The 22184-nt window shown below is 40.1% G+C and carries 18 protein-coding genes and 1 pseudogene; 10 read left to right on the top strand and 9 right to left on the bottom strand.

Annotated elements, in window-relative coordinates; all coding sequences use genetic code 11:
• Positions 1–3 precede the first annotated feature (3 nt).
• The gene (locus tag FL972_RS07510) at positions 4–696 is read right to left on the bottom strand and encodes a response regulator transcription factor (protein ID WP_091654886.1); all 693 of its coding nucleotides are present in this window, start codon (positions 694–696) and stop codon (positions 4–6) included.
• Between the two features lie 146 nt (positions 697–842).
• A complete protein-coding gene (locus FL972_RS07505) occupies positions 843–1631 on the bottom strand; it encodes a DUF3108 domain-containing protein (RefSeq protein WP_144604437.1) in 789 nt (262 codons plus the stop codon).
• Positions 1632–1804: 173 nt separating this feature from the next.
• On the opposite strand from FL972_RS07505, the gene recA reads away from it, so the two are divergent.
• Positions 1805–2833, top strand: a complete 1029-nt coding sequence (gene recA, locus FL972_RS07500) for a recombinase RecA (protein WP_091654884.1) — start codon at positions 1805–1807, stop codon at positions 2831–2833.
• Positions 2834–3180: 347 nt separating this feature from the next.
• Here the strand turns inward: recA and FL972_RS07495 are convergent, their stop codons facing one another.
• Positions 3181–4428, bottom strand: coding sequence for an ABC transporter permease (locus tag FL972_RS07495; protein ID WP_144604435.1), 1248 nt, complete (start codon positions 4426–4428; stop codon positions 3181–3183).
• Positions 4429–4553: 125 nt separating this feature from the next.
• Between FL972_RS07495 and queA the strand changes: the two genes are divergently transcribed.
• From queA to FL972_RS07470, 5 genes are all read left to right on the top strand, one after another.
• Positions 4554–5603 (top strand): tRNA preQ1(34) S-adenosylmethionine ribosyltransferase-isomerase QueA, encoded by a 1050-nt coding sequence (gene queA, locus FL972_RS07490; RefSeq protein ID WP_144604433.1) that lies wholly within the window; start codon positions 4554–4556, stop codon positions 5601–5603.
• Positions 5604–5831: 228 nt separating this feature from the next.
• On the top strand, positions 5832–6506 hold the full coding sequence (locus FL972_RS07485; protein ID WP_144604431.1) for a 2-C-methyl-D-erythritol 4-phosphate cytidylyltransferase: 675 nt from the start codon (positions 5832–5834) through the stop codon (positions 6504–6506).
• 299 nt (positions 6507–6805) lie between these two features.
• Positions 6806–7645 (top strand): LiaF transmembrane domain-containing protein, encoded by an 840-nt coding sequence (locus FL972_RS07480; protein ID WP_091654880.1) that lies wholly within the window; start codon positions 6806–6808, stop codon positions 7643–7645.
• Between the two features lie 26 nt (positions 7646–7671).
• The gene (locus FL972_RS07475; protein WP_144604429.1) at positions 7672–8712 is read left to right on the top strand and encodes a sensor histidine kinase; all 1041 of its coding nucleotides are present in this window, start codon (positions 7672–7674) and stop codon (positions 8710–8712) included.
• Positions 8709–9437, top strand: coding sequence for a LytR/AlgR family response regulator transcription factor (locus tag FL972_RS07470; RefSeq protein WP_144604427.1), 729 nt, complete (start codon positions 8709–8711; stop codon positions 9435–9437). Before FL972_RS07475 ends, FL972_RS07470 begins: the two co-directional genes overlap by 4 nt.
• 79 nt (positions 9438–9516) lie before the next feature.
• Here the strand turns inward: FL972_RS07470 and FL972_RS07465 are convergent, their stop codons facing one another.
• Both FL972_RS07465 and FL972_RS07460 read right to left on the bottom strand, forming a co-directional pair.
• Positions 9517–9738 (bottom strand): DUF2795 domain-containing protein, encoded by a 222-nt coding sequence (locus FL972_RS07465; protein WP_026952747.1) that lies wholly within the window; start codon positions 9736–9738, stop codon positions 9517–9519.
• Positions 9739–9815: 77 nt separating this feature from the next.
• Positions 9816–11063, bottom strand: a complete 1248-nt coding sequence (locus FL972_RS07460) for a DUF349 domain-containing protein (protein WP_144604425.1) — start codon at positions 11061–11063, stop codon at positions 9816–9818.
• Positions 11064–11193: 130 nt separating this feature from the next.
• Here FL972_RS07460 and ettA point away from each other — a divergent pair, with 130 nt between their 5' ends.
• Entirely contained in the window at positions 11194–12873 is a 1680-nt protein-coding gene (gene ettA, locus FL972_RS07455; protein WP_144604423.1) for an energy-dependent translational throttle protein EttA, read from the top strand.
• 90 nt (positions 12874–12963) lie between these two features.
• Here ettA and FL972_RS07450 read toward each other — a convergent pair whose 3' ends face one another.
• On the bottom strand, positions 12964–14067 hold the full coding sequence (locus FL972_RS07450) for an ATP-binding protein (protein ID WP_250161314.1): 1104 nt from the start codon (positions 14065–14067) through the stop codon (positions 12964–12966).
• Between the two features lie 496 nt (positions 14068–14563).
• Here FL972_RS07450 and FL972_RS07445 point away from each other — a divergent pair, with 496 nt between their 5' ends.
• Both FL972_RS07445 and FL972_RS07440 read left to right on the top strand, forming a co-directional pair.
• On the top strand, positions 14564–14758 hold the full coding sequence (locus FL972_RS07445; RefSeq protein ID WP_144604419.1) for a hypothetical protein: 195 nt from the start codon (positions 14564–14566) through the stop codon (positions 14756–14758).
• 10 nt (positions 14759–14768) lie between these two features.
• A complete protein-coding gene (locus FL972_RS07440; RefSeq protein WP_144604417.1) occupies positions 14769–15182 on the top strand; it encodes a hypothetical protein in 414 nt (137 codons plus the stop codon).
• Positions 15183–15464: 282 nt separating this feature from the next.
• Here FL972_RS07440 and FL972_RS07430 read toward each other — a convergent pair whose 3' ends face one another.
• Together FL972_RS07430 and FL972_RS07425 are read right to left on the bottom strand one after the other, a co-directional pair.
• Positions 15465–16697 carry a metallophosphoesterase gene (locus tag FL972_RS07430; protein ID WP_250161313.1) on the bottom strand — a complete coding sequence of 411 codons (1233 nt, stop codon included), beginning with the start codon at positions 16695–16697 and terminating at the stop codon, positions 15465–15467.
• A gap of 229 nt (positions 16698–16926) precedes the next feature.
• The gene (locus FL972_RS07425; protein WP_144604413.1) at positions 16927–20139 is read right to left on the bottom strand and encodes a T9SS type A sorting domain-containing protein; all 3213 of its coding nucleotides are present in this window, start codon (positions 20137–20139) and stop codon (positions 16927–16929) included.
• A gap of 294 nt (positions 20140–20433) precedes the next feature.
• Between FL972_RS07425 and FL972_RS07420 the strand changes: the two genes are divergently transcribed.
• The gene (locus tag FL972_RS07420; RefSeq protein ID WP_144604411.1) at positions 20434–21744 is read left to right on the top strand and encodes a pyridoxal phosphate-dependent aminotransferase; all 1311 of its coding nucleotides are present in this window, start codon (positions 20434–20436) and stop codon (positions 21742–21744) included.
• 78 nt (positions 21745–21822) lie between these two features.
• On the opposite strand, the pseudogene FL972_RS07415 reads toward FL972_RS07420, so the two are convergent.
• Positions 21823–22173 (bottom strand): annotated as a pseudogene (locus FL972_RS07415) (four helix bundle protein).
• Between the last annotated feature and the right edge of the window lie 11 nt (positions 22174–22184).

Here is a 22184-nt window from a genome sequence, read left to right as displayed (position 1 = left end):
GAATTAGGAACCCAAATCGAATTTATATCCTACACCTTTTACAGTAGTGATGTAGTCATCTCCGATTTTTTCCCGAACCTTCCGTATATGGACATCCACCGTTCTGGCAAGTACAAATACATCAGATCCCCAGATATTCTGAAGCAACTCATCTCTACTGAATACCATATTAGGGTTTTTGGCTAGGAAATACAATAATTCAAATTCCTTCTTGGGGAGTGTGATGGTTTTGCCGGATTTTTCAATGGTATAGCTACCCCGATCGATCAATAAATCCCTGATTTTTATCTGAGCCAGATCCTGATCCTTTTTCGATTCTCTTCTAAAAAGAGCGGCAATTCTACTCATCAAAGCCCTAGGCTTAATAGGCTTGGTGATATAATCATCTGCCCCTACATCAAAGGCTGCCACTTCTGAATATTCTTCCATTCTGGCGGTCAGGAAAATGACAAAAGTATTTTTCAGCTCTGGGATTTCCCTGATTTGACGGCAGGTTTCCACCCCATCCTGATGAGGCATCATGATATCTAAAAGTATCACATCGGGTTTGAACTTCGAAGCAGTTTTCACTGCCTTGATCCCATCTTCGGCAGTTGCTACCTCATAGCCTTCTTTTTGTAGGTTGTACTTTAGAATCTCAACTATATCTGGCTCGTCATCTACGACCAGGACTTTGATTTTCTGTTTGTCGCCCATGGATTGTTTCTGTTAATTCTTTCAAATTAAAGAATATTTGGAGATTGCTGCCAATTTTATTCAGGGATAGGAAAACTACGGGGTGTTTTTAAGCCAGAATTGGCCAAATTCCTATCCAAATGTTAAGTAAATATTAAGTCTTGGGGTTAATTATAGCGTAATCCTTTGGCAGATTTGATGTCCAAATTGATGGAGCCGAGGAATAAGTTGGCCTTGATTTTAACAGGGATTTTATTTTGATCCTGTGTCACCCACACCTTTACCGGATACTCACCTCGAAAAAGGTTGTTTTTAGGTAGCTGGGGAGAAAAAATGTAAGTATCCTTGGTGCCGATTTCTGTTTCGAGTTTTTCAGTTCCCTCGTAAATTAATTTTATGTTATATATTTCTTTATCAAAGAATCCACGAATGACCAATTGGTCTCCCGGCTTCAGATTTTTGAGGTTTAAGGTTCTCAAATAATAAAACCCACTGACCAAGTCCTGTACCTGTCCGGGTAACTTAAACTCTCTTTCTTCCTTCAAAGACTTATTTTCCCGGTCATAGAGTTGCATGAAGGCTGTTTGATTTTTTTGATCAAAAGTTACTTTTTCATGCTTCCTGTATTTGCCCTCTTCAATATGTCTATAGGATAGAGATGGGAGTTTGGAGTCCATATCTATCAATGTTCCCCAATTGTCATTTACTTTTCCGAAAATAGTTGCGGCTCCTTTCGTTTTGCCATACACATCAATTTTGTAATGAGGCTTGCTATCCTGTAAATGAGGCTTTCTGGCTATTTCCATTTTTGCATCTGCCAGGTTGAACCATCCATAGCTCACTTCGAAATTCAACTCCTCACCAAAGGTGTATGGGTCCGTTGCGGAATTTTGTGAAAAAACCGGATGAACGAAGAAAAAGAGGAAAGAGAAGTAGATGAATTTTGGGTTGAGCATAAATTTTTTGACAATACCTGACAAAAACAGTGTAATTTCAGATTATATACGAAAAAGCGTGCCGTTTGGGACTTAAAATTACGAATTTGTCAGAGATTTTAAGAGATCGACAGTTTTTGGCGGAGGACTTAGCAATCTTTAACTTCATACTTTGATTCTATACTAATAAACACATGAGTAATAACGCAGAAAAATTAAAAGCACTTCAACTCACCATCGATAAGCTCGAAAAAACCTATGGAAAAGGGGCAGTGATGAAGCTGAGTGATAATAAGGTGCAGGACGTGCCGGCAATCTCCACCGGATCATTGGGCTTGGATATGGCTTTGGGTGTAGGAGGTATTCCTAGAGGTAGAGTGATTGAGATTTATGGACCTGAATCATCCGGTAAGACGACATTGACCATGCATTGTATTGCAGAGGCTCAAAAGGCAGGCGGTTTGGCCGCTTTTATCGATGCTGAACATGCTTTTGATAAGAGCTATGCAGAAAAGTTGGGAATTGATACCGAAAATTTATTGATATCTCAGCCAGACAATGGAGAGCAGGCATTGGAAATTGCGGAACACTTGATTCGATCCGGAGCCATTGACATCATTGTCATTGACTCAGTGGCAGCATTGGTGCCTAAGGGGGAACTCGAAGGCGAAATGGGAGAGAGTAAAATGGGTTTGCAAGCTCGTTTGATGTCTCAAGCCTTGAGAAAACTGACCGGAGCTATTAACAAGACTGGCTGTGCATGTATTTTTATCAACCAGTTGAGAGAGAAGATCGGGGTCATGTTCGGAAACCCGGAGACTACTACAGGTGGTAATGCTTTGAAATTCTATGCTTCAGTTCGATTGGATATCAGAAGAATCGGCCAGATCAAAGAAAGTGCTGATAATATTTTGGGTAACAGAACCCGAGTAAAAGTGGTGAAAAACAAAGTGGCGCCTCCTTTCAAAGTGGTGGAGTTTGACATCATGTATGGTCAGGGTATATCCAAAGTTGGAGAGATCATTGATTTGGGGGTAGAGTTTGACATCATCAAAAAGGCTGGATCTTGGTTCTCCTATAATGGAGAGAAATTGGGCCAAGGTAGGGATGCAGTTAAAAATCTATTGCTTGACAATCCGGAGTTGATGGAAGAGCTGGAAGGAAAAATCAAATCAGCTTCAGGGCTTTTGCCAACTGAGCCGGTTGCGGATATGGAGGAATAGAAATTAAATAATCTGATTACTCGCAATTATGCCAATTGCCATATTTCCCATGCTTATCGAAGTGGAAGACTGATGACCGAAGACCGAAGCTTGCAGATTCTGATCCATCTGGCTGATTCTAAGTCGTATTTTCTCTTCCTGCCGAGAAAGAGGATATACATATTAGATAGGTGAAAATATTATGATCGGAAAGGAGAGTTTATCTTAAGGTTATTAAGCAATAAGACCGAAGCTTGAATCAATTCAACCTTTGGTAGTCATATGTGCCGCATAGAATAATTATGGAGAGAAAGAGGATACTTTCAAAACAAGAAAGGAGAGCCATTTAAGCTCTCCTTTTTTTATGTTTAGTTGGATCGAATTGCTTCTACAGGATCCAATCTTGCAGCGAGTGTTGCGGGAACAATCCCTGACACGATACCAATCACTGAGGAAACGCCTAGTCCTAGAATAATATTGGAGAATGAAAGGACTAAGTCCAAACTCCCTAATTGTACAAAGCTGAGGAAATAAACTAGGATAATCCCTGTGCCTCCTCCGATTAAGCTGAGGCAAACAGCTTCAAATAGAAACTGAAAAAGAATGAAATAATTTTTTGCTCCCAAAGACTTTTGAATACCGATGATATTGGTTCTCTCCCGGACAGATACAAACATAATATTGGCGATACCAAATCCACCAACCAGAATAGAAAATCCACCGATGACCCAGCCTGCGGCTGAAATTACATCGAAAATTGACCCAATGGCATTTTGAATAAATTCCGTTTTGTTGAGAGCAAAATTATTTTCCTCAACTGGTTTGAGGCCTCTTTTGGCACGAAGGAGTCCGGTCATTTCATTTTCCAGAGCAACTAGGCCAATGTCTTCTTCTCTGCCTTTTGCTGCAATGGTAGGCTCAATTCCATTTCTCCCGGTGTAGAAAAGTTTGGTAAAAGCTCCATAAGGGATCAAAGCAGCCTCATCTTTAGATGGTAAATCAAATAAGCCTTCTCCCTCTTCCTCAAATATTCCCACCACGATGAATTTCATTCCTTTCATCTTGATCTCCTTGCCAATGGCAGATTGATTGGGATAAAGTGTGTTGGCAATGGTTTTTCCGATGATTGCCAAGTTTCGCGAGGCATTAATTTCCATTTCTGAAAAGTAGCGACCTTCTTCCAAAGCAATTTCATAGACGTCCTGATAGGTATAGGCTACTCCAGTGAGCTGAGTTCCCTGAAAGGCATTGCTTCCGGCTTGAACAGTGGTGGTGGCAGAAGCTGAAATGGTTACTGCTTCAGCTGAACTTAGGCGTTGTTCCAGAAATCTATACTCAGCAACAGTGGCGCTTGGGCGTCTGAAATATTTCCACCAAGGATAATCCTGAGGACCAGATGCAAAAGGGAATCTATCCACTCGCATTACATTGGTACCAAGAAATGAAAAGGAAGATTTGATGTTGTTTTCCAAAGAATCCACCAAAGTGAATACTGCGATGATGGCGAAAATCCCCACTGTAACCCCTAGGAGGGATAATATGGTACGAGTCAAATTGGATTTGAGCGCACTGATTGCGAAGCGGAAACTTTCCCAGGTGAGTTGGAAAAAGAGCATGCTTTTGGGTTTTGATTAAAACAATTCGTCAAGTTAGCGGATTTTGCCTATTATGTTATTATCTTTGCATTTTTTAGAGTAATTCTAAATCAAAATAATCAAGCTCTTACATCTAAAGCTTCTCTATGAAATTATCAGATTTCAAATTTGACGTACCAAAGAAACTTATCGCCCTTTATCCGACAGATAACCGAGATGAATCCCGGTTAATGGTGGTTCACCGGAAAACAGGAGAAATTGAGCACAGATCATTCAAAGATATCATCGAGTACTTCGGTGAAGGAGATGTATTTGTGACCAATGATACCAAGGTTTTCCCGGCAAGACTTTATGGAAATAAAGAAAAAACGGGGGCAGAAATCGAGGTTTTTTTGCTCAGAGAATTAAATCCTGAGTTAAGACTTTGGGATGTTTTGGTAGACCCTGCCAGAAAAATCCGTGTAGGAAATAAATTGTATTTCGGAGATTCCGACCTAGTGGCCGAGGTAATCGACAATACCACATCAAGAGGACGTACTATCCGATTCTTGTTTGATGGTACAGAAGAAGAATTTCACAAGACGATTGATACCTTGGGAGAAACTCCTCTTTTGAAGGAGATTATTGACCGAAAAATCGAGCCTGAAGATCGAGATAGATATCAGACTGTTTTTGCAAAAAATGTAGGAGCGGTTGCCGCACCAACAGCTGGATTGCACTTTACTCCACATTTGTTGAAAAGGCTGGAATTGCAGGGAGTAGAAGTAAGCCCAATTACTTTGCATGTTGGCTTAGGTACCTTCCGTCAAGTAGATGTGGAGGATTTGACTAAGCATAAAATGGACTCTGAGAATTATGATATTCCAGAGAAAACCGTGGCATTAGTCAATGAGGCTTTGGATAATAAAAAGCGTGTCGTTGCAGTAGGAACTACTTCTTTGAAAACCATAGAATCTTCTGTGACTGCCAATGGCAGGTTGAAAGCTTCAAGTGGCTGGACTGACAAGTTTATCATCCCTCCTTACGAGTTTAAAATCGCCAATTCATTAATCACCAATTTCCATTTGCCAGAGTCAACGCTGTTAATGACAGCTTCTGCATTTGGTGGATACGATTTGATCATGAAAGCATACAAAGAAGCAATCAAAGAGAAATACCGCTTCTTCTCTTACGGGGATGCGATGTTGATCCTTTAAAATAGTAAGAGGCTGTCTCATTAATAGCCCTAGTGTCAGCCTGAGCGCCTGCCTGACGGTAGGCAGGGAGTCGAAGGCCATTTCTTTCGTTTTGGCCTACATTTCGACTTCGCTCAATGTGACATATTGCACTTTTGAGACAGCCTCTTTTTTGTATTTTCATTTTTTGATAATCTAAGGTTAAACTTGCAAAGCATCTTACTGCCTACATTTGCCCAAAATTAGAATATGAAGAAAGCTGCTATTTTGGTTGCCGGCGGGAAAGGAACCCGGATGGGAGGTCCTGTTTCCAAACAATATTTATCAATTGCGGGGAAACCTATTTTGATGCATACGCTGGAAGTTTTTTCAAAAGCCGAACCAGAGATAGAGTTGATCTTAGTCCTGCCTGAAATGGATTTCGAGCTATGGCAAGAATTGGTAGAAAAGCATCATTTTTCAATTACACATCATATAGTAGCAGGGGGGAACTCCAGATTCCAATCTGTAAAAAATGGATTAAAGGCAGTTTCTTTTAAATCAGGGCTGGTTGCCATTCATGATGGAGTCAGACCTTTCGTTAATGAATCTGTGATCCAAGATAGCTTTCAGGAGGCTGCTCAAAAAGGAAGTGCCATAGCCGTGGTTTCCCTAAAAGACTCTATCAGAAAGTTAACTGATGATGGAAAATCATTCTATCAGGAGAGGCAGTATTTTCGTTTGGTACAGACTCCTCAAACTTTTCAGCTGGAAAAAATCCGCAAAGCTTTCGAGACCACAGAACTTCCACAATTTACGGATGATGCTACAGTTTATGAGCATCACGGTTGGCAGGTGAATTTAATTCCCGGCAATCCTGAGAATATCAAAATCACCACCCCGGAGGATATGGATTATGCGGAATTTTTAGCCAGTAAAAAGTAGGGGATTAGAAACCCCATTGCTTTATGGTATCAGAAACCCTTCAAATAGTAGAATAAACCTTTGATCTAGCGGAAGCCAATCCCCTTTCAAATGGGGCAAGGGGGATTTAAGTCAAAATATTTCTACCCAATTCTAATCCATACTAGTATCTGGATTTTTCTACCGACAAGCCAAATCCCCAAGCATTTTTACCGACTTTTTGTATGCGTTCACCGACTTTTTGCAGGTCTTACCTAATTGAGATTGGGCATATTGCACTCTCAGGATAGTTTTGAGTATCATTTTAAAACAAAAAAACAATGGCAAAATATTCTAACCCTAAGTCCAGCAACGATGGAGGATTGGTTTTCGGATTTGTAATCCTCGGTATAGGCTTATTACTCCTATTAAGGAAGCTTGGTATTTTTTACCCGGGATGGTTACTATCCTGGCCTATGATTCTGATTGTAATTGGTACGGTCGTTTTAATCAAGCATAAATTCGAGTCGTTCTTTGGCTCAATTATGCTCGGTTTTGGTCTCTATTTCTTACTCGAAAGAGAGTTTGGATTTGATTTCGGAATTGAAAATTACATTTTCCCGGTAGCCTTAATTCTACTTGGTCTGTATTTGATTACTCAAAAGCAGAAGGAGAAAAGGATCTTGGATAATGTACAGGAGCAAATCCGAAATAAATCATTCAAGTCCAGTTCTGGAAGTTCTTTTTCTTCTTCGGATGTGGAAGATGCTCAGGTAGAGTCTGACAAGGATGACTATGGGACTTCTGCAACTGGAATGGGCGGAGTTTCAGGAATTTCCTACTCTGACCGCGTCAATATCGATGCGATTTTCAGCGGGGTGAATAAGAGAGTGCTTTCCAAAAACTTCCAAGGAGGTAAGTTGACAGCAGCTTTTGGAGGCATAGATTTAAATCTTAGCCAAGCAGATCTAAATGGTGTGGTAACCATGCAGGTAGATGTAATTTTTGGAGGCATGAAGCTGATTGTTCCGCCTCATTGGGATGTGCGAACTGAAGTAACCAACATAGCCGCAGGGGTAGAGGATAAGCGTATCTACAGACAATCGGAAGTAGATCCTGATAAGGTGCTGGTTTTGCGTGGAACCATTCTATTTGGAGGTTTGGAAATCAAATCATTTTAACGAACTTCCTTCAAAACTTTAAGATTTTGTTTTCCAAAGCATTTTCTTCCCCTTCCAAAGCCAATTGGGTCATTCAAGGAGCCGGAGTAATCTGGCTCCTTGCCTGTATCCTCATTCTCCTTCATTATCAAGTTTCCTTCAAAATAGCATTGACCGATGCCGCAGTGTATACCGGCCTATTCATTGGTGCGGTTTTGATATTGGATCGAGTTTTTAGCTTTTATTCTCCAAAAGGGAGAAATGTGATCTTACTGTTGATCCTACCTCTCTTCCTCAGTTTAATCGGTGCTGTAATTCATCGCTTTGGACTGCAGTGGTTTTTCCAAGATGAAGAAGTTTACGATTCATTTCTCCAGCAACATTTTTATCTCAGATGGGCCATCTTAGCTTTGGCTGAAGTGATGGTGACTTTGCTGGCAATTGTAGTCGCAAGATTAGAGCAGCAGGAGGATTCACAAAAGCGGGAAATTCACATGATGGAATTATCCCGAGAGGCTGAATTGTCCCAGTTACGACAGCAGTTACAACCTCATTTTCTATTCAACAGTCTAAATTCCATCAATGCACTGGTTGTCTCTCAGCCTCAAAAGGCAAGACAAATGGTTTTGCAACTTTCTGATTTTTTGCGTGGAACTATTCGCAAGGACTTAAAGGCTTGGCTTAGTTTGGAAGAAGAGCTTTCATTTCTCAAACTCTATCTAGAAATTGAAAAAGTGAGGTTTGGACATAGACTTCAGGTAGAAATGGATATTCCGGATGAAATATTGGAAATGAAAATCCCTCAATTACTCATTCAGCCATTATTGGAAAACTCCATCAAGCATGGGCTGTATGGTGTGACGGGAGAGGTGATGATAAGCTTGAAAGCCTTTAAGGAACAGAATTATTTGATTTTAAAAATTGAAAACCCCTTTGATCCGGAATCTCCTTCACCCGGAGGAACCGGCTTTGGTCTGAGTTCGGTGGAGCGCAGACTCTATCTTTTATTTGGAAGAAATGATCTTCTAGAAAAGTCCAGTGAAAACTCCCTGTTTTCAATTCAACTCAAAATACCACAGCTGAAATGATCCGTACTTTAATCATAGATGATGAACCCTTGGCTGCTTCGGTGGTAGAGGAATACCTGCAAAAATACCCTCAATTCGAAATTCTGGAGATTTGTCAAGATGGCTTTCAGGCCATGAAAGCTATTCAAAAGCATGAACCTGATTTAATTTTTTTAGATGTTCAAATGCCAAAAATCACGGGCTTTGAATTATTGGAACTCTTGGATGAGCCACCTGCAGTGATCTTTACCACAGCCTTTGATCAGTATGCATTGAAGGCATTTGATGCTAAAGCGGTCGATTATTTGCTCAAACCCTTTTCACAAAGCAGGTTTGAGCAGGCAATAAATAAATTTCTGGAAAGCCGAAATGGAGGTGAGCCTACCAACAACGAAGGGATTTCAGAAATGGCTGAGAAAAGCAATCGTTTAGTCGTTCGAGTAAAGAATGAAATTAAGATCATTCCAGTTGCTGAAGTCCAGTATTTCGAGGCTCAGGATGATTACATCGCCATTCACACAGACTCAGGGAAGTATTTGAAGAAAATGACGATGAAGTCCCTCGAGGATGCTTTGGATCCGGATAGGTTTGCGAGAATTCATCGGTCTTTTATGCTCAATTTGAATTCCATTACCCGAATTGAACCCTATGAGCGGGACAGCTACCTGGTTTATTTGAAAAACGGAGAAAAGCTTCCGGTCAGTAAGTCCGGTTATGCCAGGTTGAGGCAAGTTTTAGGTTTATAAGCCCACAAGATTGCTGAGTCCAAACCTTATTTACAGTAAAATTCAGAAAAAAGCCCCGAAAAAATCCGGGGCTTTGGTATTAATATTCGTCCTCGTTGAAGAAGAAATCATCTTTGGTCGGGTAATCCGGCCAAATTTCTTCGATAGTTTCATAAGGCTCTCCGTCGTCCTCCAGTTCTTGGAGGTTTTCCACTACTTCTAGTGGCGCACCAGATCGGATGGCGTAATCAATCAACTCATCCTTGGTTGCTGGCCAGGGAGCGTCCTCAAGGTAGGATGCTAATTCAAGTGTCCAGTACATAGTGTTTATTTTAAAGGTGTTCCGGATTTTAAGGTTGCAAAATTATCTTTTTTTTCTAATATGTAATCGTGTACTGATTATTTGTAAGAAAGTTGTTTCAAAATATAATTTTTTACGTCAACTTTTCTCTTTAATCCTGACAGTTTCTTCTTCATCATAATCTCGAAATCACTGCTTCTCACCTGGAAATTATCCGTATTTCCCTGAGCTGTATTGTATTCCGTTTGATCTCTATGAAGTAAGTCTTTCAGTAAAGCAGTTTTGATCTGATTTTGTTCCTGAGCAGATTTATTATCAAAATCTGGGTATTTTCCATGGACCAGCTTTTCCAGAAATGCTTTTTCAAAGACTATATCCGAAAAGAACTGAAAAGATCTTGCCAGCAAGTTGGCATCTTTAGGTTTTCTAGGAGGAAGTTTTCTCCATTCCTGCTGAATCTCCTTAGCCTGATTGATCAATTCTGGAGTGGTAGGTTGACCTGCCAGCTTCTTGATCTCCTCAGTTAAGGTCTCAACTTTTTTCATTACCTCCCGAGGATGCATCTGCGGACCAGGATTAAGTGTACGCTTATATCTGGAGAAAATTCTGTTGTTCAAGCGAGAAAACTCATCCCACAAAGGCTGCCTTTTTTCTGCAGGTACCTTTCCGGCCGATTTCCATTCTTTCTGAATTTTCTTGCTGATTTCAAAAGCCATTTTGGCGTCGGGAAGATCATGTGCTTCTCTTGCCTGAACAACCAAGGCTTCATAGACTTTGATGTTTTCCTCTGCCTGCAGGGCCATTCCTTCAAAGAAATGCCTTCTGTTTTCAAAGAAATGCTGTACAGCATCATTGAATTGAGTTTCAATCTCTTCCTGAATCTCCTTTTCCACTGGACCGGTCTTGATCCAGCGCATTTTCAATTCTTTATAAAACTCAGTGGTAGCTTTCCAGTCAGTATCGTCCTTCATAGACTCTGCTTCCAGAATCAAGGCTTTTTTTACTTCCAGGTTTTTAGCCCGATTAGCCTGTATGATTTCATTCAGGTATTCTTCCTGCTGATTGAGTTCTTCGATTAAAGGGATAAAATCACCCAAGGCATCTGATTCATACAATGAATCTCTCAGGTGAATCAGTTTCATCAAAAAAGATCCCTTATTCTGGTTTTCCTGAATATCGGACTTTAGTTTTTCTACCTTTTCTTTGATTTGCTCAAATCGATCCTCGAAATAAGCGAGGGTAGAGGCTTCATCTTCTTTTACTTCACCGATCTCCCTATCTGCTTTTCCAAGAAATCCCTTCAAATAAACTTTATTGTCCTTAATGTATCCATACGGATGTTCCATTGTTCTACAGTAGGTTAGGTGGTCGTTTTCAATTTTCCGCAAATTAATTAATTCAAAAGCACTTATCCTAAGAAAGGGCTTTTTTTGCATCTTTGCCTTTTAACGCAATTTCTCAAGAAAAATTCAAAGCATGAGCGCAGAAAAAATCATCTTTTCTATGGCTGGAGTCTCCAAAGTCTATCCGCCACAGAAAAAAGTACTCAAAGATATTTATCTCTCATTTTTTTACGGAGCCAAAATCGGTGTCCTTGGTTTGAACGGTTCCGGTAAATCTTCCCTATTGCGGATTATCGCCGGAATTGATAAAGACTACATTGGGGAAGTGGTTTTTTCCCCAGGATATACCGTTGGGATGCTGGAGCAGGAACCCAAATTGGACCCAAGTAAAACCGTTAAGGAAATCGTAGAAGAAGCGGTTGCTGACACGGTCAATTTGCTCAAGGAGTTTGAAGAAATCAATGAAAAATTCATGGATCCTGCTCTAATGGAAGATCCGGATGCGATGGATAAATTGATTACCCGTCAGGGAGAGGTTCAGGAGAAGCTAGACGCCGCCAATGCATGGGAACTGGACGTGATGCTGGATAAGGCCATGGATGCTCTTAGACTGCCTCCTAGTGATGCTAACGTGGCCAACCTTTCCGGTGGAGAAAAAAGGCGAGTGGCACTTTGTAGGTTGCTGCTTCAGGAGCCAGATGTATTACTACTTGATGAACCTACCAACCACCTGGATGCAGAATCTGTGCATTGGTTGGAGCAACATTTGAAAAACTACAAAGGAACTGTCATCGCCGTAACTCACGACCGTTATTTCTTGGATAATGTGGCAGGTTGGATTTTGGAACTGGATAGAGGAGAGGGAATTCCTTGGAAAGGAAACTATTCTTCCTGGCTGGATCAAAAGCAACAACGATTGAAGCAGGAAGAAAAGAATGAATCCAAACGTCAAAAAACCTTGGAGCGAGAATTGGAATGGATCCGTATGTCTCCCAAAGCTAGGCAGTCTAAAGGAAAGGCACGTTTGAATGCCTACGATAAGCTTGTTGGAGAGGAGGCGAAGGAGAAAGAAGCCAAGCTGGAATTATTTATTCCGCCAGGGCCAAGGTTGGGTGCCAAGGTGATTGAGGCTAATAATGTTTCAAAAGCCTATGGTGATAAATTATTATTTGAAAACCTCAGCTTCGCATTGCCTCAGGGGGGTATTGTTGGAATCATTGGTCCTAATGGTGCTGGTAAATCCACCTTGTTTAAACTGATTACTGGGCAGGAAAAACCGGATGCCGGGAATTTTGAGGTAGGAGAAACGGTGAAATTGGCCTATGTGGACCAAGAGCATGATTCATTGGATGCCAATAAAACTGTTTACCAGACGATTTCGGAAGGAAATGAACTGATGAAATTGGGGAATAAGGAAGTGAATTCCAGGGCTTATGTTTCTAAGTTCAACTTTGCGGGATCGGATCAGGAGAAAAAAGTAGGAGTATTGTCAGGCGGGGAGAGAAACAGAGTTCATTTAGCTTTGACTTTGAAAGAAGGAGGTAACCTGTTGCTATTAGATGAGCCTACCAACGACTTGGACGTGAATACGCTTCGGGCTTTGGAAGAAGCTTTGGAAAACTTCGGTGGCTGTGCGGTTATCATTTCCCACGACCGTTGGTTCCTTGATAGAATCTGTACGCATATCTTGGCATTTGAAGGAGATTCTCAAGTATATTGGTTTGAAGGAAACTTCTCCGATTATGAAGAGAATAAGAAGAAAAGGCTGGGAGATGTGACACCGAAACGAATTCGATATAAGAATCTGAAGTAAGCTTGGAAGTCAGAAGGCTAAAATCAGAAAGCTGAAACAATGCCCCTCGAGGAGAAATCTTCGAGGGGTTTTGTTTTCATCTTCAAGGTTTTAATACAAGAAGCCAAAAAGCCAAAGAGGAATTTTATTTTGGTAGCCGATTAAAATATCATCCGCTACCACGAAGGCTGAAGCTTCTTGGGCGATTTGCTTTTTGTTTTTTGATTTTCCTCCGATTTCAAAAAGCTGACCATCAATCAAAAAATCACCCGACTTTGGATATAGCACCTCTTTTCCAGCATTTCGAAGTTGATTAAAGAAAAATGTTTCTCGGAGATTTCCGAGGTCCGGATAGTTTTGAAGAGCAAAAGCCAAATTGGTGTTTTCCAAAAATAATTTTTCTGGTTTTTGAAATAAGGAAATACCTTTTCCCTGAGCGTAGAGAGGTGAGATTAAAAGGCCTCTTTCCAATAGTTTGAGATATTGATAAATAGTATCTCTTGCGATCCCTAATTTTCTTGCTAGTTCGGATACGTTGGGCTGAAATGGGACTGTTTCTGCTAGGACTGCCAGTAATTTCTTAAGCTTGTGGGCTGTAGCAGCTGTATAGCCCTCCGCGTACGCCATATCAGTATCGAGAATCACATTAATTACCTGATTGATTCTGATTTGTGATTCCTTTTTGTTTAGCTCCAAAGCAAATGGGTAATAACCCCATTCTAAATATTCCTTAAACAATCGAAGCACCCTTTCTTCCAGCTCAGACATCAAGCTTCGAACTATAGTCTCATGATTTTGAATAATTTCCTGCAGTGTATAAGCTTCAAATGTTATTTTGAGTTGGTAGGAAAGATATTCTCTAAATGACAAGCCATGCAGGTGGTAGATCATTACTCTCCTGCTTAGATCGGACTCGCCTTTGAAAATCTCCAAAGCTGAGGAAGCTGAAAAGACCGTTTTTAGAGTAGGGAAAAGGTCATAAATCATTTTCAACTCTCTGGACCAATTTGGGAATTTGTGCACCTCATCGATAAATAGAAATCGTCCACCTTCTTTGTAAAATTGCTCTGCCAAGCTAAGAAGTGAATGATCAAAAAAATAAGGGTGATCTAGGGAGACATAAAGAGATCTAGATTCTTTTTCAAGACCCAAAACTTGATGTTGAAGCATTAGGGTAGTTTTTCCTACCCCTCTTGCACCTGTAATTGCAATCATTCTCTGATTCCAATTGATTAGATGAAATAGGCTCCTGAGAAAGTCAGTTTGGACCTGCTTTTTTAGAATCTCATTAAAATAAAAGAGTTTTTCCACTTTTATGAAGGATAGATTCGACAAAAATAAACAAAAATTGTCGAATTGATACTACATTGAATGTGTTCTGTTTTTTTCCTTTTAGATACAAGTAAGAGAATTTGACTAGATGTTAAATGGTTTTTTAGGCAAAGGCTAACTAAGTAAGATGTCGCTTGATTGAATAGAGAATTTTTTTATATGCATGTCCGCTTTCTTACCAGTATTGACAAAAAGACGGCTTATTGTCTGCTGAAAGGATCAGAATCAGGAAGTACCGGTCATCGGTCATCCAACCAGTCAAACAAAGAAAATAAGGCAGCTGGCATGATTGTGGGTGATCAGGTTTTTTTAATATAATTATCAAATTAATTGATTTTTGAGAGCTGATTTCACAAATTGAATGAAATGATTTTAACCGATGAGTCAACGAAGATTTAGATTTCACATAGCCATGATTCTGATTGCTTTGGTCATTGGGTGCCTTTCCTTATGGCATAGTGGTTTTTGGCTTAATGAAGCAGATACTGTCCCTAATTTTACTGCGATTGCCATGGTTTTTCTGGTTATTTCGCAGGGAATGATGCTGAAAGCAGGATTAAAAGAAAAGAAATAACCGAAGCATTATGAAAGTGAGATTTTTATTGGTAATACTATTGGTCATTTCTACAGCCTTTATTCAAAAAGTCGAACGAGACCCACGACTGGTTGGGAAATGGACGATGCTTTTCTCCAAAGATGTGAATGGAAAAATCATCAAGGATGAGTTTTATGGAAAGAGTTATGTCGAAACCTTTACAAAGGATGGAAAATGGATCATTGATCCGCAGTTCTTTAGAGACGATGCCAAAAGATTTGGGATAAATGCTCCTATTGACTATTCGGCCATTCCAACTTTCCAATGGAAAACCATCGATAACCAAATATTGGAAATGAACACCAGTGTAGGGAGTCAGACTATTCGCTATGGCTTTTCAGGCGATACACTGATTTTTGGCTATCCCAATGGGCATACCCGATATCTTTTGAAAAGAAAATGAGTCAAAAAACATTCAAATACCTGCATGCTTTCATTTTCCTTTGCCTTGGACTTTTGTTAGTTGTAAAGTATTTGGACTTGTTTCCATTACCCAATTGGCTTTTAGGAGTAGGAATTGCCTTAGGTGCGATTGTATTTTTTGTGGAGGGGATTCGGAATAGAAAGAAAACCAGCTAGTTAAATATCTGGTTTTCAATTAGTTTTAAAAGCTTGTATTGAAAACACAAGCTATTATTTATTATCAATACAAGCTTTTTGCTTTTTGGCTTTTTAAAACTTTGGATTAGCCCATTTTCCTCCTCAACTCCAACACCGTAATCTCCGGCCAAATACCTACCCGCCCCGGAAAAGCCAGGAATCCAAAGCCACGGTTCACATGCAAGTAGCGTCCCATTTCCTCGTATAATCCAGCCCATTTGGGATAGCGGAGGGAAGCAGGACTCCATTTGATAAATCCAGGAATCTCTATTCCAAACTGCATCCCATGCGTATGCCCACTCAGTGTCAAATGAATAAACTGAGAGAAACTTTTCACTTGTTCATCAAAATGGGAGGGATCATGACTCATCAGGATTTTGAAGCTTTTCTCATTAAGACTGCCAGTAGCTTTGTTGAGGTCGCCATATTGTGCAAAGCCTTTACCCCAGTTTTCTACCCCGATCAAATCGATGCTTGCATTACCTCTTTTGATAGGAAGACTTTCATTTCGAAGTAATTTGAAGCCCAATTCTTCATGAACTTGGAAAAGTCGCTGCATATTCTGCACCTTGGTTTCTCGATTTGGCCATGACATGTAATCACCATAGTCATGATTGCCTAGGATAGAATATTTACCCATAGGAGCCTTCAGCTTTTTGAATGTCTCGATCCAAGGCTCCATTTCAGATGCCTGATTATTGACCAAATCCCCGGTAAACAGAATCACATCTGAGTTCTGCTGATTGATCAAGTCGATCCCGTATTCCAGTTTCTTTTTGTTGTCAAAGCTGCCCGAATGAATATCTGAAATCTGAGTGAGGGTAAACCCATCAAACTCTTCCGGTAGGTCATCAAATTCTAGGGTGTGCTTCATCACCCGATAGCGGTATTTTCCAATCAGCACTCCATGGAGAATCCCTAAAAAAGGAATAGCGGCAATTGCTAAGGCTGCTTGGCTGATGAATTTTCTTCGATCAGGTAAAAAACCACCTTCCCTGTTTTCAGCCAAGGAATAATATCCACCAGTAATAAACCGAAGTATATCTTCCCCAAAGAGAAAGGCGATAATAATCAGCTTTGGAATCAAAGACAGAAATAGGAGTGAAATCATTTTTCCAAAAGCAGGGCTGAGCGCACCTCTTTCGAATGTCAGAAAACTATAGATGACAAATAGATAAATGAAGATTGAAAAAGCCCAATACCCTATTTTTACCCAAGTTTGAGAAGGGAACAGCGTCTTAAAGGCTTGGAAAGAATACCAGTCAATCAGGCCAATAAATAGGATGAAAAGAGAGATTCGGATAATGATTGAAAGCACAGGAAGATAATTTGATGGATCGTTTTTAATAAGTGATATGATTCACTCTGAATTTACCTGAACGTACTGCAATGTGGCAAGTTGGGCAATAAAAGGTTGAAGTCGGATAATAATATAAAGATCATTAATCCTATAAGATGCTGAAAGTTTATGAATGCTATTTATTTATAGGTAAAAAATAAAGCCGGACACATGCCCGGCTTTATTGCTTTAAAGGTTTAATCAGGTTTTAGTTTTTAATAATTCTATGGAGTGTTCCTAGATTCCCGACTCGGATAAAGTATAATCCATTCGCCAAGTCCAGCATGGCGAATTGAACATCCGTGCTGGTCGCCAGCAGGGATTTCACCAATCTGAAATTGCTGTCATAAATATATACTTGCGCCGGAAGGATTTCCGGGTGAATACCATCTATGGTCAAGATGTTGGAAGTCGGGTTAGGATACATTCTGATCTGCTCAGGCCTTCTATCAAGTTCTGTAGCTACTTCCTGAACTTCTTCCTCCAGTTTTCTTGCTGCCTCATCCAAAGGCTGGCATTCAGGGCTGGCATTCAGAGGTATCAGATATTTTGGACCTTTGAAAGTAGACCCGTCTGTAAACTGCACCTTATTGGCATAAAGCGTTCCTTCCAAAACCGAATTTTCTGCGAAATCTACCGAAGCAAAAGGTGCTAGAATATTTCCTTGGAAGAAGGTGTTTTTAAATCTGACAGGCTCTTTTCCTGAATAGTGAATGCTGACCATGCTTTGCGCGCCGTCAGATCCTGCAAGATATTGCTGATCTGCATGAGGCAGCCATTTATTCACTTGGATAAGAATAGGCCCATCGCTCACATCGAAGTTGACAAGGGCATTTTTGCCTGAAATTTTCCAGCTGTCAAAGGTATACACTCCACTTACTAAATTGAGGGTAGTGCCTTCCAGCATGTCTATGGAGCGGTAAATACCAGGAACGAGATCCATGGTTTTTCCTTTTTTCAACTGAATTTTCTCTTTGGAATTGTTGTCCGGTACTTCTATAATCGGCTGTTCGAAAGAAACTACACAGTCAGATTCTCGGCTAATTGAACCCAGTGGCAAAAGCCCTGATTTTTTCTGGCTGTCTACTTCTTTTCCAAGTTGCATGTAATCAAACACAACCCGCGATTCTCCCCTCAAGATCAACTCATCGGCCACATAGATATCGCCAACAATGGTCACAGGAGCTCCACCTTGTAAGGATACATTTTCGAAAATCATATCACCAGCAGACCCAACCGAACCTTGAGACTCAGTGAAGTTTTTGCTAAAGTATACCTCTTCGAACCCGTAAATACTGAAATCACTTAATTCAGCTATGACTTCCGCACCCAAGTCAACGGTGTTAATAATGTTTTGGCCTGTTATCTCCTGAGTACATTGGTTGAAATTGTTTTCTACAAAAGTACCAATTGGACTTACCCCGGTCGCTTTCGCAAATACGTCATACTCCACTGTCTCAAAGCAGCCAGATTCAGAAATTGAGGCAATTTCAGGGGTGATAATTACCAATACTTCTATGGTAAAAGATTCACCTACACCAATTTGATTCCCGTTGGCTAAAAGGTTTTTATCAACTTCCCCATCAAATTCTGAATTGACGATCAGGCCATTACTGCTGATACAATTGACAAAGAAATTTGAAGCATCCTGAAAGCTTTTTGCTAGGTCAAAAGTGGACTGAACTTCGCTGAGTAAAACATCACCTTCATTGCTGAGCTCTATTTCATAAACCACCTGTCGTTGACCACCCCCTATGTTCAGGATATCTTTTGTAATTACATCTTTGACTTCTATGACCGGATTTTCGGGATCAAGCAAAAAGCCAGGAAGGTCAAGAATTTGTGTTCCTTGAAGGTTGAAGGTATGGTCGATGATGGTATTGGTTCCAATTTTTTCTCTAGTAGTTTCTTCGTTAATCAGAGTAATATCTACTGCATTTCCGATTTTTAATTCCCCAAAGGTGATTTTAGTGCTTTCAAAAATTTCCTGCTTGGATAAGCTTTTGAAATCCCCATTAATAAAAGACTGTCCATTAATAGGGACTGGAGAACTTAATTCTTGAGGAAACTGGGCTTCTATGTATTGTCCAGCGAATAGAGAAACGGTTGATCCAAAATCTGAATGGGAGAAACTTCCATCATTATTAAAGACAGTATAATTCATCTCTCTCCCTAAACTGATGGCTAAATTTACTTTTGGATCATATTCGAAATCCATTTCTTGATCCATCGTGAGCGTAGGGGCAACATCACCAGCGTCTATACTTCCTAAATTATTGCCCAAGCTAAAGGAGGTTGTCCACCCCGCATAGTCTAGTAGAGAAACTAGATCATAATTCATTTGAGTCACAGAGTTTTTACTGCCTGAAACTTTCAGTTTTGTGCCTCCATTTAAAGAAAATGAATTTAATTCAGTACTTGCTGTATTTCTGAATGAAGCTTCAAATTCCGGAATAGTCGGACCATTGGGTGGAAGATCTGGAGGACCTATTAATACAGTGTTTTGATCAGGGAAAGTTGCTAAAGAATAAGTGGTTCCTTGTTGTCGGTTATATGCGTCTAAGGCACTTTGACCGATATTGAATAAAGGACTCAAGCTCGACCATCTACATGCTAAAATATCAGCCTGAGTTGCATTTGGACCAAATGCTTTATCACAGATATTGATTAAAGCAGGGAGGCTTGGTAAAGATTGGCTGAGCTTAAACTCTTTACCTTCATTAAAATATAATTTGTCCGAACAGATCTCTTCAGAGCAAATTCCGCTTAAACATGGATAATAAATGGTAACTCCAAAACCGACCTCAGCATCTATTCCAATAGAAGCGCTTAAGCTTAGGTCATCAATCAAAGGTCCTATTTCTTGATTGATAAAAGGAGGACTTACCCGTAGTTTATTTCCATTTCCTGGGTCTAGTATCTGATAGGAAGTATTGATTCTAACTGTTTCTCCGCAAGCAAAGGTATTAGCTTCTGGATATTCAATAAAGACTTCCACGGGGTAGTCTAAGTTAATGTTAGATGAACCAACAGAATGCACTTGGTAATATCCGCCGGCGTCTACAGATGCATTGGCAGAAAATGTTGGCGAAATACTGGAACAAAAGAAACCCGAACCTCCCAAGTCAGCAAGCTCCGTTAACCAACCCGGAATATTGATTCCGTTTTGTGCCAGGATATCTTTTGCTATAGATGCTCCTAAGCTTGATCCTGAATTATTAGAAAACTGATGACTGAAATTTACACGGGTTCCACCTCCTACATTCGGATTAGGGTCTAGATTTATATTATTAAAGTCTTCCTGAAAGCGGAGATTTTGTTGCACCGAAGAAGTGCTTCCTCTGGTTTGCCCAAAGGTAGTGAGGGGAAAGACTAGAAGGCAGATTAGCCCAATTAGTCTTGATAGGTAAAATTGTTTCATCGTTTCAAATGATATTTGGTTAGTGTTTGATTAAATGGTCAGGGCGATCATTTTTCAATAACTAATAATCCAAATACATTTTACTGCATATGAAGTATTTATAAATATATGTGAAAATTATTTGATGCCAAAGAAAATTCTGTTTTTAAAACTCATCAATCATTCTCCGGTCTTTAAATTGTCAATTTTTGAAAGGAATTAAGGGTTTTAAAAAGAAAAACCAATTCTCTTTTCTGCTAAAAGCATTGAATATGATTTACTTTGTGGAGGAATTTTCCACTAGCCTATTGACCTATGAGACAGTTGCTGCTCCGCCCGGGAGCTGAGGAATTGAATTATGAAATCCGTGGAATAGTAAAGAAAGCACGGCAAATTGAATCCTTGGGATTTCCCATCACTTGGGAAAATATCGGTGATCCTATCCAAAAAAGTAATCAGGTGCCTACTTGGATGAAGGAAATCATTTCAGACTTACTCAAAGAAAATAAAACCTATGGATATGCTGATTCCAAAGGAATGCCTGAGACTAGAGCGTTTTTGGCAAACTTGACCAACCATCAGGGAGGTGTTAAATTGAGTGCTGATGATATCCTTTTTTTCAATGGACTTGGAGATGCAATTGCAAAACTATACCAATTTCTGATCCCTACAGCAAGGATAATCGGCCCATCTCCCGCCTACTCAACTCATAGCTCAGCGGAGGCAGCCCATGCCAATACAGCTCCTATCACTTATAAACTGGACCCGGATAATCAATGGCTTCCGGATATGGATGATTTGTACATGAAGGTCAAGTACAATCCCTCCATTGTCGGAATTTTGATCATCAATCCGGACAATCCTACCGGTATGGTCTATCCCAAAGAGGTATTGGAAGGTTTTGTGAAAATTGCTAAAGAGTTTAATCTTTTATTAATAGCTGATGAGATTTATCAAAACATCACCTACAATGGAGTTAAGGCAGTAGCTCTGGCAGAAGTAATCGGGGATAGGCCGGCAATTTCTTTGAAAGGCATATCCAAGGAGTTTCCTTGGCCGGGAGCTCGCTGTGGTTGGATGGAATTTTACAATCGCGAAGCATCCAAGGAGTTCTCCAAACTTTGTCAAACATTGGAAAATGCCAAGATGATTGAGGTATGTTCTACCATCCTACCCCAACTGGCAATTCCTAAGATCATGAGTCATCCTGAATACAAAGCGTACAGGGAGAAAGCCAATGAAGCTATCGGTAAAAGAAGTGATTGGATGGCAGAGATTCTTGGCGATATACCTGGAATTAAATTCAACCCTACTCAGGGAGCATTTTACAATACTATTGTTTTTGAAGAAGGAGTTCTAAAATCTGATCAGTCCTTAGAAATTGAGGACGGTAGGGTGAAAACATTGGTGGAAGCATGGGTTGCAGATGAGCAAATGCCCTTAGATAAGCGCTTTGTTTACTACTTGCTTGGTTCCGAAAGAATCTGTGTGGTTCCAATTTCCTCATTTTGTTCTGATCTGCGGGGCTTCCGCGTAACGCTATTGGAAGAAAAAGAAGAAACCTTTAGAGATACTTTTGAGCGATTGGGGAAAGCGATTCGGCGTTATTTGAAGTCAAAAAGCTAAAATAAGTCTGAAGTCTGAAATCAAAAAGCTGAAAAAAAAGTCCCATGTCTTAAGTGATGAATCTGAAATCAGGGTTCATCAAGAATTTCTTTTGGCATTGATCACCATAGATGTGAAAATGGCAGTGAGTTCATTTGACTCTTTGAGTAAAGGGAGAATTCTTTCTGAACCTAGTAGCTCGCTATCCATAATTAATTCAAGCCAAAATACAGTTTCGTCTGCCTCTTCTTGAACTACGGATAGTTTTGAGATAAACTCAGCTCTAGATCTGCCTCATTGTGAAGATCGATAATTGGCTCCTACTGAGGTTCCAGACTTAATCAATTGTTTACCTAATTCGAAGCCTGCGGTATTTTTTGGCAATTCTGAAACAAGTTTGATTATTTCTAAGGCAAATTTTTTTGTTCTTTCTTTAAGTTCCCTGTCCATGGTGTTTTTTT

Origin of the sequence: Algoriphagus algorifonticola (assembly GCF_007655305.1) — a bacterium.
Taxonomy (GTDB): Bacteria; Bacteroidota; Bacteroidia; order Cytophagales; family Cyclobacteriaceae; genus Algoriphagus; species Algoriphagus algorifonticola.
Note: the sequence above shows the minus strand (reverse complement) of the source record. Positions and strands in the feature narration are given on the sequence as shown.